13 protein-coding genes and 1 pseudogene are annotated in these 14,682 nt (G+C 66.5%); 3 read left to right on the top strand and 11 right to left on the bottom strand.

Features of this window, described 5'->3' with window-relative positions:
* Positions 1 to 3 precede the first annotated feature (3 nt).
* Genes JSE7799_RS13180 through uxuA form a run of 4 tightly spaced genes read right to left on the bottom strand, consistent with a single transcriptional unit; the run spans position 4 to position 5,811 of the window.
* The gene (locus JSE7799_RS13180) at positions 4 to 981 is read right to left on the bottom strand and encodes a C4-dicarboxylate TRAP transporter substrate-binding protein (protein WP_055664034.1); all 978 of its coding nucleotides are present in this window, start codon (positions 979 to 981) and stop codon (positions 4 to 6) included.
* Complete coding sequence (locus JSE7799_RS22155) at positions 969 to 3,134, bottom strand: PfkB family carbohydrate kinase (RefSeq protein WP_083480586.1); 2,166 nt, start codon at positions 3,132 to 3,134, stop codon at positions 969 to 971. Before JSE7799_RS22155 ends, JSE7799_RS13180 begins: the two co-directional genes overlap by 13 nt.
* Positions 3,131 to 4,600 carry a mannitol dehydrogenase family protein gene (locus JSE7799_RS13170; protein ID WP_055664033.1) on the bottom strand — a complete coding sequence of 490 codons (1,470 nt, stop codon included), beginning with the start codon at positions 4,598 to 4,600 and terminating at the stop codon, positions 3,131 to 3,133. Before JSE7799_RS13170 ends, JSE7799_RS22155 begins: the two co-directional genes overlap by 4 nt.
* A complete protein-coding gene (uxuA, locus tag JSE7799_RS13165) occupies positions 4,597 to 5,811 on the bottom strand; it encodes a mannonate dehydratase (RefSeq protein WP_055664032.1) in 1,215 nt (404 codons plus the stop codon). Before uxuA ends, JSE7799_RS13170 begins: the two co-directional genes overlap by 4 nt.
* Positions 5,812 to 5,918: 107 nt before the next feature.
* Here uxuA and JSE7799_RS13160 point away from each other — a divergent pair, with 107 nt between their 5' ends.
* Positions 5,919 to 6,620 carry a GntR family transcriptional regulator gene (locus JSE7799_RS13160; protein ID WP_055664031.1) on the top strand — a complete coding sequence of 234 codons (702 nt, stop codon included), beginning with the start codon at positions 5,919 to 5,921 and terminating at the stop codon, positions 6,618 to 6,620.
* Between the two features lie 77 nt (positions 6,621 to 6,697).
* On the opposite strand, the gene JSE7799_RS13155 is transcribed toward JSE7799_RS13160, so the two are convergent.
* The 3 genes from JSE7799_RS13155 to JSE7799_RS21105 form a co-directional block, all read right to left on the bottom strand.
* On the bottom strand, positions 6,698 to 6,877 hold the full coding sequence (locus JSE7799_RS13155; protein ID WP_055664030.1) for a hypothetical protein: 180 nt from the start codon (positions 6,875 to 6,877) through the stop codon (positions 6,698 to 6,700).
* 124 nt (positions 6,878 to 7,001) lie between these two features.
* Positions 7,002 to 7,250 (bottom strand): hypothetical protein, encoded by a 249-nt coding sequence (locus JSE7799_RS21110; protein ID WP_186201940.1) that lies wholly within the window; start codon positions 7,248 to 7,250, stop codon positions 7,002 to 7,004.
* A gap of 324 nt (positions 7,251 to 7,574) precedes the next feature.
* A complete protein-coding gene (locus tag JSE7799_RS21105) occupies positions 7,575 to 7,724 on the bottom strand; it encodes a hypothetical protein (RefSeq protein WP_186201939.1) in 150 nt (49 codons plus the stop codon).
* A gap of 269 nt (positions 7,725 to 7,993) precedes the next feature.
* On the opposite strand from JSE7799_RS21105, the pseudogene JSE7799_RS13145 reads away from it, so the two are divergent.
* Positions 7,994 to 9,046, top strand: a pseudogene (locus JSE7799_RS13145) (IS5 family transposase).
* Here JSE7799_RS13145 and JSE7799_RS21840 read toward each other — a convergent pair.
* A complete protein-coding gene (locus JSE7799_RS21840) occupies positions 9,004 to 9,369 on the bottom strand; it encodes a thermonuclease family protein (protein WP_055664028.1) in 366 nt (121 codons plus the stop codon). The pseudogene JSE7799_RS13145 and the gene JSE7799_RS21840 overlap by 43 nt on opposite strands.
* 355 nt (positions 9,370 to 9,724) lie before the next feature.
* Entirely contained in the window at positions 9,725 to 10,441 is a 717-nt protein-coding gene (locus JSE7799_RS13135) for an alpha/beta fold hydrolase (RefSeq protein WP_055664027.1), read from the bottom strand.
* 243 nt (positions 10,442 to 10,684) lie between these two features.
* Here JSE7799_RS13135 and JSE7799_RS13130 point away from each other — a divergent pair, with 243 nt between their 5' ends.
* Positions 10,685 to 11,860 (top strand): NAD(P)/FAD-dependent oxidoreductase, encoded by a 1,176-nt coding sequence (locus JSE7799_RS13130; protein WP_055664026.1) that lies wholly within the window; start codon positions 10,685 to 10,687, stop codon positions 11,858 to 11,860.
* An 81-nt stretch (positions 11,861 to 11,941) separates the two neighbouring features.
* Here JSE7799_RS13130 and xylA read toward each other — a convergent pair whose 3' ends face one another.
* Together xylA and xylB are read right to left on the bottom strand one after the other, a co-directional pair.
* Complete coding sequence (gene xylA / locus JSE7799_RS13125) at positions 11,942 to 13,246, bottom strand: xylose isomerase (protein ID WP_055664025.1); 1,305 nt, start codon at positions 13,244 to 13,246, stop codon at positions 11,942 to 11,944.
* Positions 13,243 to 14,661, bottom strand: coding sequence for a xylulokinase (gene xylB, locus JSE7799_RS13120; protein ID WP_055664024.1), 1,419 nt, complete (start codon positions 14,659 to 14,661; stop codon positions 13,243 to 13,245). The genes xylA and xylB overlap by 4 nt, the downstream gene beginning before the upstream one ends.
* Positions 14,662 to 14,682: the final 21 nt, after the last annotated feature.

The following is a 14,682-nucleotide window of genomic DNA, read 5'->3' as shown; positions in this document are numbered from 1 at the left end:
CTTTTACTGGTCGCCGTCGATGTAAGGCTCGAGCGCCGAGCGAGCTTCGCTGAGGCCGAGTTCCTCATAGACGCCGTCAACCGCTTGCCGGAAGGGCTCCTCGTCGACCTCGTTGAAGGCGACGCCGGCCGCCTCCATTTCCCTTTGCACTTCCTCAAGCTTCGCCACAGTCGCCGCGGTGGCAGCCTCGCCTGCGGCGCTCAGCTCCTCGTCCAGGATAAGGCGCAGGTCCTCGGGAAGAGCCTGATACCAGTCGTCGGACGTTACCAGCCCCGTGAACAGCTGGATGTGGTTGGTGAATGCCACGTTGGTCGTCACCTCATGGAGCTTGATGCCAAAGGCCCCGGTCAGCTGGGCCTCTGCACCGTCTATGGCGCCGAGCTGCAACGCCGAATAGACTTCCGACCATGCCATTGGAGCGGGCGTGGCACCCATTGCGTCAATCGTCGCCACCCAGCCGGGCGCGTCGATGGTGCGGACCCGAACCCCGGACAGATCCTCCGGAGTTTCCACCAGCTTGTTGGTGAACATCTGCCGGGTTCCCTGGAACCAGTTGTAGTTCAGGAGCCGCAGACCGGAGTTCTCTGCAAGTTCGTCGGCCCATTCCTGGTACACCGGCGACGCGGTGATCTTCGCATAGTCGGTGTAGTCGTCGACCAGATAGGGCGCGGAAAGAATGCCCAGTTCCTCTTGGAACGGCGCCAGCCGGCCGGCGTCCACAAGCACCGCAATCGGCGCGCCACTGCGGATCTGTTCCAGGACGTCGTTGTCTTCTCCGAGCTGCGAGCTCGGGAAGATGGTGATCGCAAGGCGTCCGTCCGAGCGTTTCTCGATCTGCTCCTCGGCGCTCTTCATCGCGATGACGAGCGGGTCGGTCAGCGGCTGCGATGTGGAAAGCGCGAGCTCGTAGTCCTGCGCTGCGGCTTGCGTGGCGACGATGGCGGCGACTGCGGCCACCGCGCCTTTGGTCAGGTAGTGCATTTTCTCTCCTCCTCGGATTGATACGGGCTCGTGTCTTCGATGGGCCGCCCGTCCTGCCCATTGAGCCTCCAGAGACCAGCGCGGCCTCCCTCAGTGACGAAAATCGCCACATGGTAGAGAAGGCGGCTCAGCGCCGCCCCCCAGAGTATCTGTCCTTGGCTGTCGAGTCGGTTGACCCACGCCACGGCGCCATCCGCGAAATACCGGCCGAAAACGGTTTCGGCGATCTCTCGCGCCCGGTCTGCGGCGACACGGTCGTGCTCGGCGAGCGCCCGGGCGGCATATAGCTTGCCCGCCTCCGTCAGCGGCCAGAGCAAGTGACCTTCCTCCGTCACACGCCCATCTGCATCCACAGCGTCGTACGGAGCGCCGGCCATCGGGCCGGCCGGCCGCACGCCATGCGTTTCTGCAAAAGCTTGCATCCGCTCTGCATGCGCCATCGGAGCGGGGTCCCCTGAAAAGGCCGCGTAGCGGCGCAGGAGCCAAGCCCATTCGAATTGGTGCCCCGGCTCGTGTCGGCGACCGGCTTCGGTATCAAGCGGGGCGAGGTCCGCTCCCACAAACTCGCGGACGGCTCCGGTGACGGGGTCGATGAAGTGCTTCTCAGCGACTTCCACGAAGGATCGGGCCCGTGACAGCCAAACCGGTTCGCCGGTCATTTCATGCGCCTGGAGAAGCGCCTCCAGCATGTGCATCTGCGGGTTCTGTCCCCGGACGAGGGAGCCGGCTGCGCCGCGGTCGTCCTCCCAGAGCGCGCCGGTTGCGTGCTCGATCAGGCAGGTTTCGATGAAGCGCCAGCAGGCGTCCACATCGGCTGCGCTTGCTGCTGTTGGGTCGGCGCGACGAAGTGTCACGAGCGCGAGAAGCGCGAATGATTGGTCGTAACTGCGCCGGAGCCGGGTCTCCGGATCGTCAAGAAGAGCGCCGTCTGTCGCGACGGCGCACCGAAAGCCGCCATCTTCGTCTCGAAGATGGCGCATGACGAAGGCCTGAATTCGGCCTGCAGCCTTAAGAAACTCTGGCCCACCCGTCACGAGGTAAAGGTGAGCAAGGGTAAAGACGGTCCGGCACTGGGCAAGCGTCGTGCGCTGCGGTGTATCGTCATCCCCGAGGGCCTCCACGACAGGGGCGGGGTCGCCATCCGGCGGCAGCGCCACCTTTAGCCAGTCGGGCATCAGGCACAGGGCGAAGTGCCTGGCGGCCCGGGCGCCCCGGGCGACACCGTCGCCTTCTGATCCGGCCCTCTGGCGCCAAGCGGCGAGAGACTTCAGATTGATGCACGCGCCCGGCGCCGCAACAACCTGCTGCGCCGTAGAGATGCCGACACGCGCGGATTCTGACGGTGTGTGGCCTGCGAGCCGGGCGGCAAGATAGGCGCCGTTGAAGCTGTCGCCCGCCGCAGTCGCATCGACCACTTCCGCAACCGCGGCCACTTCTATCGAGGCGCCATCGGAGAGCTTCACCGGACGTCCGCCGTCCTTGACGGCAACCTCTTGTGCGCCTGCCGAAAGGTAGCGCGCGATGGTTGCGGCGGGATCGACATCGCCGAACGTGCGCGCCTCGTCGTCGAAGCTCGGCAGGACGATCTGCGAGGCCCCCGCCATGCGCGAAAGGACGTCCCGCATCGTCTCTGCATCTTCCCACAGAGCCGGCCGGATATTCGGATCGAAGGCCAGAGTGGCGCCGTTCGCTCGCGCCTCTTGCAGCACCGTCAGAAGCCTCTCCCGAGCAGCTGGGGGGAGGATCGCGAGGGTGATGCCACTGAGATAGATCATGTCGGCGCCGCGGAGCGCGTCTCGAAGAGAATGCTCGTCGTCGGCCAAGCAGCGTGCCGCGGACTGCCCGCGCCAGTACAGGAAAGCGCGATCGCCCGCTTTCTGCTCTATCATGTAGAGGCCGGGATTCCGCCCCTCGATACGCCTGATCCCGCTGGTTTCGATCCCGGCGGTGGCGAGGAATTCGAGGATGCGGTCCGACATGCTATCGGTGCCGAGCGCGGTCACATAGAAGACCGTGTCTCGTTCCGGATCGAGTCCGGCGCGAGCATACCAGAGCGTGTTGAGCGTGTCTCCGGCGAACCCCGAGCGCCAAACGTTCTCTTGCCCGCCGCAAAGCTCCACCATCACTTCGCCGATGGCAACAAGGCGCCTCATGCTGCCTCCCGCCTGATCGCTTCTGGCATTCCCCTATCCAGCATGACCGCCAGCCGGGTTTCGAGCGCATGCCTGAAGGCCGGGCTGTCACGGAGGCTGACGGGAAAGAAGCTGGGTAGCGCCGTCAGCGCGGCGACGAGGGCCGATGCATCATTCCCTGCGTGCAGCACGGCACGACGCAGCTCATCTTCCCGAGGGTCGCGCAGGTCGTAGTTTTTACCCTTTGCGTCGCGGCCAGTCGCATAGCACATCCAGGCCGCCACGGCGAAAGCGTAGGGCGCGAGATCAGCACCCGAGGTCAACGCATCGGTCGCAGGCGCAAAAATCCGCTGCGGCAGCTTCTCGGTTCCGTCCATGGCGATCTGATAGGTCTGATGGGCGATCGCGGGGTTGGCGAACCGGGCGAGAAGATCAGCGCGGTAGGCGTCGAGATCGATGCCCTCGAGCCGTCCCACTGTTCCTGCTGCCGCCCGAATGTGCCGGTCGACCAGAACTGCCAGAGAGGCGTCGCTCATCGCATCACGGACATAGGCATGCCCGGCAAGAAATCCGGCATAGGCAATTAGGGAATGCGCGCCGTTGAGCATCCGCAGTTTCATTCGCTCGAACGGGGCGACATCCGCCACGAAGACTGCGCCGCCGGCCTCCCAAGACGGCCGGCCCTGCGGGAAGTTCTCCTCGATCACCCACTGCGTAAAGGGCTCGGTCTCTACGGCCGCTGCGTCATCCGCGCCGATGAGTGCTTGGGCACGTTTGGCGGTCTCATCAGTGGTGGCCGGGGTGATGCGATCGACCATTGAAGCTGGAAAAGCCACCTCCTGCGCGATCCATTCCGCCAGATCGACGTCCACCCGTCGAGCGAAACCAAGAACGCCAGCGCGCAGCAGCGGTCCGTTTTCAGGCAGATTGTCGCAGCACAGAATTGCCGGCGGCCGAAGGTCCGCCGCTCGCCGGCGTCGAAGCCCCTCGACAAGCAGTCCGATGACCCCCCGAGGCTGTTGGGGCGCAGCAAGATCGGCGGCGATCGCTTCGTGACCCGGCTCGATGTCCATCGATGCACGGTCGAATCCATAGGCTTTCTCGGTGACGGTCAGCGTCACGATCCGAATTTCCGGCCGCTCAAAGACGGCGAGGACTTCCTGGGAATCGCGCGCCGCGGCCAGCGCATCTGCCACGGCTCCGATGACCTGCGCGCGATCTCCGTGCGGGCCGCGCTCGACCAGGGTGAAAAGGCCATCCTGGGCCCGGAGCGCGTCAACGGTCTCGGTGGAACGAAGGCTCACGGCGAGGATGCGCCAGTCGCCGCCATCCCGGGCGAGCGCGGCGTCGGTGTAAAACGCTTGGTGGGCACGGTGAAATGCGCCGAGGCCGAGATGCAAAATTCCTGCCGCTTGGGCCGCAGGATCATAAGCCGGGCGGACCCCCTCGGGCAGTTGAGGAAGAAGTTTTGCCGTCAGCCGCGTCATGCGGAGCTCGCAAGGGGGTGGCTAAGAGCGGTAAGGATGCCGCGTAGCTCGGCAAGCCCCTTCAGTCGCCCGATAGCTGGATACCCCGGCTGCGCCCTACGCGTCAGATCATCGAGGATGTCCTGGCCGTGATCGGGCCGGAATGGAATGGAGGCGTCGCTGCGATTGGCGGCGCGCCGTCGAGATTCTTCGTCGAGCGCGGCCTTGATCAGCGCGACCATATCGGTGCCGCCACCGAGGTGCTCGGCCTCATGGAACGAGCAGGGCGTGCCTTCGGTCTCGCGCGTGACGTTGCGCAGGTGCAGGAAATGCACCCTGTCGCCGAGCCGCTTCATCATGCCTGGAAGGTCGTTATCGGGCCGCGCGCCGAGCGAACCGGAACAGAGCGTGATCCCGTTCGCGCGGATGTCCACCGCGTCGAGCATAGCTCGGTAATCCTTCTCGGTCGACATGACGCGGGGCAGACCGAGAAGCGGAAACGGCGGATCGTCCGGATGGCAGCAGAGCCGAATTCCCAGGCGATCAGCCTCGGGCGCAACCTCGGAAAGGAAGTCGACGAGGTGGGTGCGCAGGGTATCCGGCGACAGGCCCGCGTATTCGGCGAGATGGGCGCGGACGTCACTGAGGGTGAAGCGCTCTGCCGCGCCCGGCAAGCCGAACACCACGTTCCCGGCCAGCTCAGTTTTGCGCGCCTCCGTCATCTCTGCGAAGCGTGCGCGAGCAGCCTCAATCACCGCGCCGGGAAAGTTCTCAGCCGCGCCGGGCCTCTTCAGGATGTGGATGTCAAAGGCGGCGAAATCCACAAGGTCGAACCGCATCGCGGTCCCGCCGTGGCGGACCCTCCAGGCAAGGTCCGTGCGCGTCCAGTCGAGAACCGGCATGAAGTTGTAGCAGACGACTTCTATTCCCGCTTCGGCCAGGTTCCGCAGACTTTGTTGATATGCGGCGATGTGGTCGCGCCAGGCGCCAACCTGCTTCTTGATGTCTTCAGACACCGGGAGGCTTTCGACGACCTCCCAGGCGAGGCCAGAGGGCGTGCCGTCGCGCCGGGTTGCTATTTCCGCCTGACGCTTTCGAATTTCCCCTGAAGTCCAGACCGCTCCGGTCGGCACGTGATGAAGGGCGGAAACGACGCCTTCGACGCCTGCCTGCAACATGTCGTCGACGGCAACACCGTCCATGGGCCCAAACCATCGCCAAGTCTGCTGCATTCCGATCCTCCTCCGCTGCGGCATCAGTAGCCGAGTCGCAGGCCAGATACAAGTATGGTAGTATCTTGATGCTTGCGGTGGGCGGAAGCGACGGCTAAACCTCGATCATGGACAGGCTCGCGACCATCGAAGTGACCGCACCGATCGGTGTTCAGCTGACCGCTGATCTGCGCGCGAGGATCATCACCGGTGCCTTGCCGCCGGGTACGCGCTTGTCCGAGCAGGAGATTGCCGCCGCCTATGGGATGTCTCGGCAGCCGGTACGGGAAGCCTTCATCAAGCTCGGAGCAGAGCGGCTGGTGGAGATCCGCCCCCAGCGTGGCACTTATGTTTCCAAGATCAATCTCAGCGACGTCACTCACTCGCAGTTTGTACGAGAGGCGGTGGAAGCAGACATCGCCCGCGCCGCCGCGCGCACGGCGCGCGCGAACACGGCGGGCGCGAAATGGGTCATGGACCTGCGCGATCAAATCACGGAACAGACACGACGCCTGAGCGAAGGGGGCGAGGTCTTCGTCAAGCTCGATGACCGGTTCCACCAGACACTCGCTGCGGCCGCTGGCTTGGCCGGGGTCTGGTCGCATATCCAGCCGATCAAGATGCACATGGACCGCGTGCGGCACCTGACCGCCGAAGAATTCCCGCTCGATCACCTGATCGAGCAGCATCGGGCAGTGGTGGAAGCCGTCGCCGCAGGAGATGAGGCAGCGGCAGAGGCTTCCATCCGCGCGCATTTGCGCGGTGTGCTTAGCGATCTGAAGGCGATTGCCGCTACGCTGCCGACTTATTTCGAGGCAGAAAGCAGCTGACGCGCCAGCTCCGAATGCACTCGCGTTGGCAAAATTGACGGCTCGCCAGCCTTCCGGACCGTTCGGTGCCCTGCCCTTCACGGTGGCTCGGCCACGGCTGCTTTCAGCGCGCCTCCAAAGAGCGAGAAGCCGACGGGTTTCTGTCCTGCCGCCCCGCGCTGCGCAGCCTGGTGGGAATCGGCCGCGCTGCAGCCTCCCAGCGGGAACCGGACCTCGCTAATTGTCTCGAGGTGATCCTGCCAGGTGAGAAAGGTCATGCAGGTATCGAGCGCGCTCCTCGTTAAGGGGTCATCGCTGCGCAGCGCGGAGGTTGTCAGCGCACGCGTGCCCGGTGACAGTCCCGCGATAAGTGCGAGGCAGCCCTCCAGCTTCGCCAGCAGATCACACGCCCGGGCATCCGCGTCGGCGTGTGGCGCGCCATCTTCGGTGCCCCGGCGTAATCCACCTGCTCGCACTTGCCCGAGCGAGCTCCGACTGATGGGCCGCGATCAGGTCGGCGGTGGCCGGCAGGTCCTCGGGCGACGGCAGGGTGGCGCCGGCATAGACGATATTGCCGGCGAACTCCGGCAGTTCGGTCACCAGCCGCGCGAGCACCTCCGAGAGCTGCGCCGGCGCGGATCGGCGCGGCACCATTCTTGACCACCACGACCCGCGCGCCCGCCTCGCGGTAGCGCGCCAGCGTTGCTTCGGGAGTTCTGTCCCCGAAGAGTGCCGCCTCCTCGTCGAAGCTGGGCAGTAGCACATCGCAGGCTTGGGCGCAGTCGGTCAGCTCCGCACGGGTGGTCTCGGCAGTCCTCCCAGAGGCGGGGCCGGATGTTCGTGTCGAGCGAAACACGCAATCATGTAGAGCCCGACGGTGCGACCCGGCACCCGCCGCAGCGCGTCTGTGGCGGTCCCTCGCTCTCGATGAAGGCTACCATCACGCCCGAGACGGCGTCGGGGCCGTGCACGTGGCTACGCCACCTCCCAGCTGCCGGGCAGCGCGCGGCGGGCGTACCAGGCGACGTTGGACGTGTCGCCCGCAAAGCTGCAACGGTAGATGGCCGGGCCGGACTCGGCTAATTCGACCATGCATTCTGCCACGCAGGCAAAACGGTGGGTCATGTCACAGCGTCGCGCCAATCTTCCAGGGCACAAACTCGTTGTCGCCGTAGCCCACTGCGAAACGCGATAGCCCTCGTCTTCGATCGCTGTCCGGACTGCCTGCGCGACCGCCCGCTCGCAATGGCCGCAGGTCCTGCCCTGAACCTGAAATACCATCGCCTGCCTATTGCCTGACCGATCGGATATCGGGTCTTCCATCGCTGGGAGGCCTTGTTGCACGGAGCCTGCCTGGGATTCACATCGCGAGTCCAGCGGCGTAGCTGGGCGACATGTCCAAGCCTGTCCCGACCCGCTACCGCACCCTGAACTGGTCTACCTACAACGCCGCGCTGCGTGAGCGTGGATCGCTGACCGTCTGGTTCGATCCGTCTACGCCTTGGCACGCGGCACCGTCGGGCAAGCGCGGGGGGCAGCCGGTCTATAGCGACGCCGCCATCCAGGCCTGCCTGACGATCAAGGTTCTTTTCGGCTTACCGCTTTGCCAGACGACGGGATTTGTCGCGAGCCTTCTAAAGCTGGCGGGGCTCGAATGGCCGGTGCCCTTCGTCGGGCGAGCCTTCCACTGGAAGGCTCGCTGATCCTCCTCAGTCTCGACACTTTGCCGACGGCAGAGGACGCTGGCCGTGCAGCTGCCCTACCGGGGCAGCGGCGGCTCGCTGCACCTTCTTGTGCCCTCTCGGGACATCACCATGTGATGCCCTGCCGGGTGAGAGACAGCACGGGCATCAAGGTCCGGGGCGAGGGCGAATGGCATGCGCGCAAGCATGGCGGGGCGCGAAGGCGGGTTTGGCGCAAGGTCCATCTGGCCATGGACGAGGCGACCTTGGAGGTTCGTGCTGTCGAGATCACCGGCAGCGGCGTGGGCGATGCACCCGTATTGCCGGACCTGCTCGGCCAGGTCCCAGCAGACGAGGAGATCGCATCCGTCACCGCCGACGGCGCCTACGACACCCGCGGTTGCCGCGATGCCATCGCGAACCGGGGCGCGGATGCGGTCATCCCTCCCAGGCGCAACGCCAAGCCGTGGAAGAAGCACAGCCCAGGGGCGGCAGGAAGGAACGAGGCCTTACGCGCGATCAAGCGTCTTGGCCGGACCATCTGGCGCCGATGGAGCGGCTACCACCGCCGAAGCCGCGCCGAGACCAAGATGAACTGCATGAAGCTGCTCGGGCAAAAACTCATGGCCGTTCGGCATCGGCCTCGGACCGATGGCGGCTCGATGCCTCACCTTCGACAGACAAACCGCCGAACTCCAGGTCCGCATCGCCATCCTCAATCGCTACACCGCCCTCGGCATCCCCATCACGCGACCTGTCGGCTGATCCCCACGGGGGAAAGGGGAAGCTCGGCCTTCAGGCGTTCCGTGCAACAGAGCCGCCCCGCCGGAGAACTTCGCCCAATCCAGCGCCAGACCTTCCTTCACGAGGGCGGCGGAAAGATCGGTTCCGTCCGCAAGCGTGCATTTGGCGACGAAACGGTCGCAATCATCTCCGCCGACATGCTCGGCATTCACGACCTGTCCCTTGCACAACCCGATCATCGCCGATTTCGCCTTCCGCCCCCAAGGCTGATCCATTTCCGGCGCGTCGATGCCCGCCAGGCGGATATGCGTTCCGGAAATGACGATCGTGTCGCCGTCGATCACGTAGCATTTTCTCGTGAGGACCTTCTTTTCATCCGACGGGGCGGCGGAAGGAGGTATTCCAGTTCCTGCCGAGGGCGCAGGTGCGCGGACCGGCATTGCCACCGGGCGTCGTTCCGGCGGATTCGGGGCATGTCTGGCGAGCGGCTTGTCCCTGACGGGAGGAACCGGTCTGGATTTCTTGGGAGATGCGAGGAGACGTGCCAGAAATCGAAGCATCGAAAAGCCTTCATGGAAAACAGCTTTCTGTGCCGCGAATTGTGCCGGAATATCGGCAGCCCGATGAAATATCGTCGACCGTCCATGCCAATCTCGGTGGAATGCGGCAGAAGCCGTCATCCGAACCCTCAGGTATCGCCTACCCGCCGAGAAACCCGATCACCTCGCGCGCAAACCCCTCCGGGTCGTCGCGCATCTGCATATGCCCGACCTCCGGCATCATCACTCGCCGCGCATCGGGCAGCCGCGCCTCCATCCGTCGGCCCGCCGGCTCGGTCGCCGGATTGCCGCCCGCCATGAGGAGCAGCGTGGGCATGTCGAGCCGGTCGAGCAGCGGCCGCCCGTCGAACCGGCGAACCGCCCGCATCATCGCGTGCAGCGGCATCGCGCCTTCGTGCAGCATCGAGGCCCGCAGGTCGGCATCGAATCCGCCCGCGCCGAGGCCCTGTGCCTCGATCAGATATTCGGTCGCCCGTCTGCGCCCGAGGAGGCGCGCGGCCAGACCCATGCCCATGATCCGGCCCCAGGCCTGCAACCCGCTGGCCGGCTTGTCGAACGTGTCCGCAAGGATCAAACGGTCGGGCCGGGGCCCGTCGGCCGCGATCCGCATCGCCACCATCCCGCCCAGCGAATGGCCCAGAAGGGCGTAAGGCCCCGGCACCTCCCGCGCGATCCGGTCGGTGATCGGGGCGGCGAGGGCTTCGACCGATGCCTCCGGTGGCGCAGGCGCGTCCCCATGACCCGGCAGGTCCGGCGCGAGAATGCGGAACCTGTCCTCGAGCAGCGGGCGCACCGCGCCCCAGCACCGCGCATCCGTGCCGCCCCCATGGATCAGGACGAGAACCGGTTTCGTCACTCCTGCGCCTCCGCGATCAGGTTCCGCGCCGACAGATGCGGTGCGGATAGGTCACGACATCCGCACCGGCATGTCGCCTCGCTCCATGTCGAGCCCTCCGGGAAGAATGCAAGCCCCCGGGCGCCCTTGGGCGTGCCGGATGGCGCGCAGGCGGCCGGCCTCGGGGCCGTCCTTTCGCAGCCGCTTGCGCGGAACAAACCAACCTGCCAGCGTGATCGGGCGGAAGGTGCACGGAGGGGCGTCATGGCGGAGCGGGTCGTGATCGTGGGCGGGGCCATCATGGGCTCCTCACTGGCTTGGTGGCTGACCGAACTGGGCCACCCGGCGGGTGCGATCACGGTGGTGGAACGCGACCCGACCTACGCCGCCTGCGGCACGGCCTTCACCAATTCCTGCATCAGGCAGCAATTCGGCAACCCGCTCAACGTCCGGATCAGCCAGTTCGGCATCTCGTTCCTGAAGGACTTCCGAAGACATATGGGCGACGAAAGGGTGCCGGAGGTGCATCTGCATCCGTTCGGCTATCTCTATCTCGCCGACAATGAGGCGATGGCGGACCGGCTGCGGAGGGCCCACGCGGTGCAGGTGGCCGAGGGGGCGGGGACGCGGCTGATGACGCCGGAGGAAATCGCCGCCGAATGGCCCTTTTTCGACACGGACGGCATCGTGCTCGGCTCGCACGGCACGCGGGACGAGGGCTATTTCGACGGGACCACGATGTTCGACTGGTGGCGCCGCATCGCGGCCGAGCGGGGGGTGACCTACCTGCATGACGAGGTCACCGGCATAAACACGGCGGGCGGTCGAGTCCGCGGCGTGCGGCTCGCCTCGGGCACGCGGCTCGAGGCGGATATCGTCGTCAACGCCGCCGGCACGCGCGGTGCGCAGATCGCGCGGATGGCGGGCCTCGACCTGCCGGTGGAGCCGCGCAAGCGCTACACCTGGGTGTTTTCGGCCAAGACGCCGCTGCCGCGGGATCTGCCTTTGACCATCGATCCGAACGGCTTTCACGTGCGCACCGACGGCGCGCTCTACATGGCCGGCGCCACCCCGGCCGAGGATCCGGCGGTGGACCCGGACGACTTCGCAGGCCGGTGGGAGATCTGGGAGGAGGTCGTGTGGCCCGCCATGGCCACCCGGATCCCCGCCTTCGAGGAGTTGCGGGTCGAGCAATCCTGGGTCGGGCATTACGACCTGAACGTGTTCGATGCGAATGCCATCGTCGGCGAACATCCCGACCTGCCGGGTTTCATGATCCTGAACGGGCTTTCGGGCCATGGCTTGCAACAGTCCCCCGCGCTCGGCCGGGGACTTGCAGAACGGATCGTGCATGGCCGCTACGAAAGCCTCGACCTGACGCCGTTCGGGCCGGAGCGGCTTCTGACCGGGGTGCCGTTTCCGGAACTGGCCGTGATCTGAGGCGCCTGAGACGAGCCGGAGATCGGTCCCCGGTGCGCCTCAGGAGCAAGGAGCGGGCCCTTGCGGACCCGCCGCTGCACCTCAGACGAAGCGGTTCCAGATATTCTCCAGCCGTTCCTGCCGACCGGAGCGGGGCTCGGGATTGATGCCTTCGCGGCGCACCTTCTCGGCGATGGATTCGAGATCGGAATCCAGAAGGTCGCCCTCCTCCCAACCGGCATAGCGGGCCTCGCGCGCCGTCTCGAGTGCGCCGTCCTCCAGCAGGGCCGCCGCCGCCTTGAGGCCGCGCGCGCAGACATCCATCGCGCCGACATGGGCGGCGATCAGGTCGACCGGCTCCAGCGATTGCCGCCGCAGCTTGGCGTCGAAATTGGTGCCGCCGGTGGTGAAGCCGCCTGCGCGCAGCACCTCGTAATAGGCCCGCGCCACTTCCGGGACGTTGTCGGGGAACTGGTCGGTATCCCAGCCCGACTGGTAGTCGTTGCGGTTCATGTCGATGGAGCCGAAGATCCCCAGCGAGGCGGCGAGCGCCAGTTCGTGCTCGAAGGAATGGCCGGCGAGGATCGCGTGGCCCTGCTCGATATTGACCTTCACCTCGTCCTCAAGCCCGAAATCCTTGAGGAAGGAATAGACCGTGGCGACGTCGTAATCGTATTGATGCTTGGTCGGCTCCTGCGGCTTGGGCTCGATCATAATGGCGCCGTCGAAGCCGATCTTGCGGGCGTAATCGACGGCCATGCACAGGAACCGGCCGGCCTGCTCCCGCTCGCGCGTGAGGTCGGTGTTGAGCAGCGTCTCGTACCCCTCGCGACCGCCCCAGAGCACGTAATTCTGCCCTCCGAGCTTCTTCGTCGCGTCGATGCAGGTCTTCACCGTGGCCGCGGCGAAGGCGAAGACATCCGGATCGGGATTGGTCGCCGCGCCGGACATGTAGCGGCGGTGGCCGAACAGGTTGGCGGTGCCCCACAGAAGCCGGGTTCGCGAGCGCTCCATCTTGGTGCCGATGTAATCGGTGATCTCGTCGAGGTTGGCGGTGTTCTCGGCGAAATCCGCGCCCTCGGGCCGGATGTCGGCATCGTGGAAGCAGAAGAACGGCTGGCCGAGGATGTCGAACATCTCGAAGGCGGCGTCGGCCTTCATCTTCGCGGCCGCGATCGTGTCGCCCCCGGCGGCGTCGGCGAACCACGGCCGCTGGAACGTCTGGCCGCCGAACGGATCGCCGCCCTCCCACGCGAAGGAATGCCACCACGCGACGGAGAAGCGCAGGTGATCCTCCAGCCGCTTGCCCATGACGGTCGCGTCGGGGTCGTAGTGCCGGAATGTCAGGTCGCCGTCACCCTGGGGGTCGAAACGGACGGGTTCGATACCTTGGAAGAAGTCGGTCATAGGGTCCTCGTGGGGGCATAGGCAGCTTTGAAGCGCGCGTGGCCTTCGGTGAAGGCGTCGCGCAGGTCGGGATCGGGTTCGATCACGCGGTCGATGGGCGGGGCCTCGGCGACGTCGGATCCCGCGCCGTCGGCCATCATGGCGAGGCGGCAGGCCCCGAGCGCCGCGCCGAACTGGCCGTCGCGGGGCAGGTGGAGCGGCATGTCGAGAACGGTGGCGATCATCCTGAGCCACGTCTCGGACCGGGCGCCGCCGCCGACGGCCAGGAGCCGCTCGATCGGGGTGCCGGTGCCGCGCAGGGCATCGAGATTGTCGCGGAGCGCGAAGGCCACTCCCTCCATCACCGCGCGGCCGAGGGCGGCGGCGTCGGTGGCATGCTCGATCCCAAGCAGGCTGCCGCGCACGCCGGCATCATTGTGCGGCGTCCGCTCGCCGCCGAGATAGGGCAGGAACAGCGGCCGGCCCGGTGGCATGAGATCACCGGAGGCGAGCGCCCCCGCATCGCGCCCGGTCAGGCGCGCGGCCCATTCCAGGCTGTCGGTGCAGTTCAGGATCACGCCCATCTGGTGCCAGGTGTCCGGCACCGCATGGCAGAAGGTGTGCACGGCCGTCTCGGGGGCGGGCTGGAACGCCGCCGACGAGACGAACAGCACGCCCGACGTGCCCAGCGAGACGAAGCCCTGACCCGGCGCGACCGCACCGGTCCCCATTGCGGCGGCGGCATTGTCGCCCGCCCCGCCCGCGACCGGCGTGCCGCGCGGCAGGCCGAGGCGGTCGGCGAGTTCGTCGCGCAGCCGGGCCGAGATCTCCGACCCCTCGACCAGCCGCGGCATGTGATCGCGCGTCAGACCCTGCCGCGCCAGCATCGCCTCCGACCAATCCCGCGCGCCCACGTCGAGCCATGCGGTCCCCGCGGCATCCGACATCTCGGACACGGCCTCGCCGGTCAGCCACAGGCGCAGGTAATCCTTGGGCAGAAGGATCCGTGCGACGCGGTCCCAGATCTCCGGTTCCGTGCGCCGGACCCATTCGGCCTTGGGCGCGGTGAAGCCGGGAAAGACGATGTTGCCGGTGATCCGCCGGGCCTGCGCATCGTCCATTGCGGTGGCCTCGTCGGCGGCGCGGGTATCGTTCCACAAAAGACACGGCCGCAGCGGCCGGTCATCGCCGTCCACGAGCGTCGCGCCGTGCATGTGCCCCGCCAGCCCGATCGCGCGGACCTTCGACAGATCGGCATCGAGGCCGCGCACGGCCTTTTCGCAGGCGCCTTCCCACGCGGTCGCGTCCTGCTCGGACCAGCCGGAGCGGGGGCGCTGCACATCGAGGGGCGCGGTGGCTTCTGCGACGACGGATTGCGCCGCGTCGATCAGAAGCGCCTTGAGCGAGGAGGTGCCGAGGTCGAGACCGAGATACATCAGGAAACTCCGTGGAGCGTT

The organism is Jannaschia seosinensis (assembly GCF_001408515.1).
Taxonomy (GTDB): Bacteria; Pseudomonadota; Alphaproteobacteria; order Rhodobacterales; family Rhodobacteraceae; genus Jannaschia; species Jannaschia seosinensis.
This window is presented reverse-complemented; position numbering and strand designations above follow the sequence as displayed.

Excerpts from the sequence above, each read along its gene's own strand:
- JSE7799_RS13180 (WP_055664034.1), bottom strand. The coding sequence starts at position 981 with ATGCACTACCTGACCAAAGGCGCGGTGGCCGCAGTCGCCGCCATCGTC.
- JSE7799_RS13160 (WP_055664031.1), top strand. The coding sequence starts at position 5,919 with ATGGACAGGCTCGCGACCATCGAAGTGACCGCACCGATCGGTGTTCAG.
- JSE7799_RS13130 (WP_055664026.1), top strand. The coding sequence starts at position 10,685 with ATGGCGGAGCGGGTCGTGATCGTGGGCGGGGCCATCATGGGCTCCTCA.
- JSE7799_RS21105 (WP_186201939.1), bottom strand. The coding sequence starts at position 7,724 with ATGACCCACCGTTTTGCCTGCGTGGCAGAATGCATGGTCGAATTAGCC.
- xylA (WP_055664025.1), bottom strand. The coding sequence starts at position 13,246 with ATGACCGACTTCTTCCAAGGTATCGAACCCGTCCGTTTCGACCCCCAG.
- JSE7799_RS22155 (WP_083480586.1), bottom strand. The coding sequence starts at position 3,134 with ATGAGGCGCCTTGTTGCCATCGGCGAAGTGATGGTGGAGCTTTGCGGC.
- xylB (WP_055664024.1), bottom strand. The coding sequence starts at position 14,661 with ATGTATCTCGGTCTCGACCTCGGCACCTCCTCGCTCAAGGCGCTTCTG.
- JSE7799_RS13155 (WP_055664030.1), bottom strand. The coding sequence starts at position 6,877 with ATGACCTTTCTCACCTGGCAGGATCACCTCGAGACAATTAGCGAGGTC.
- uxuA (WP_055664032.1), bottom strand. The coding sequence starts at position 5,811 with ATGCAGCAGACTTGGCGATGGTTTGGGCCCATGGACGGTGTTGCCGTC.
- JSE7799_RS13170 (WP_055664033.1), bottom strand. The coding sequence starts at position 4,600 with ATGACGCGGCTGACGGCAAAACTTCTTCCTCAACTGCCCGAGGGGGTC.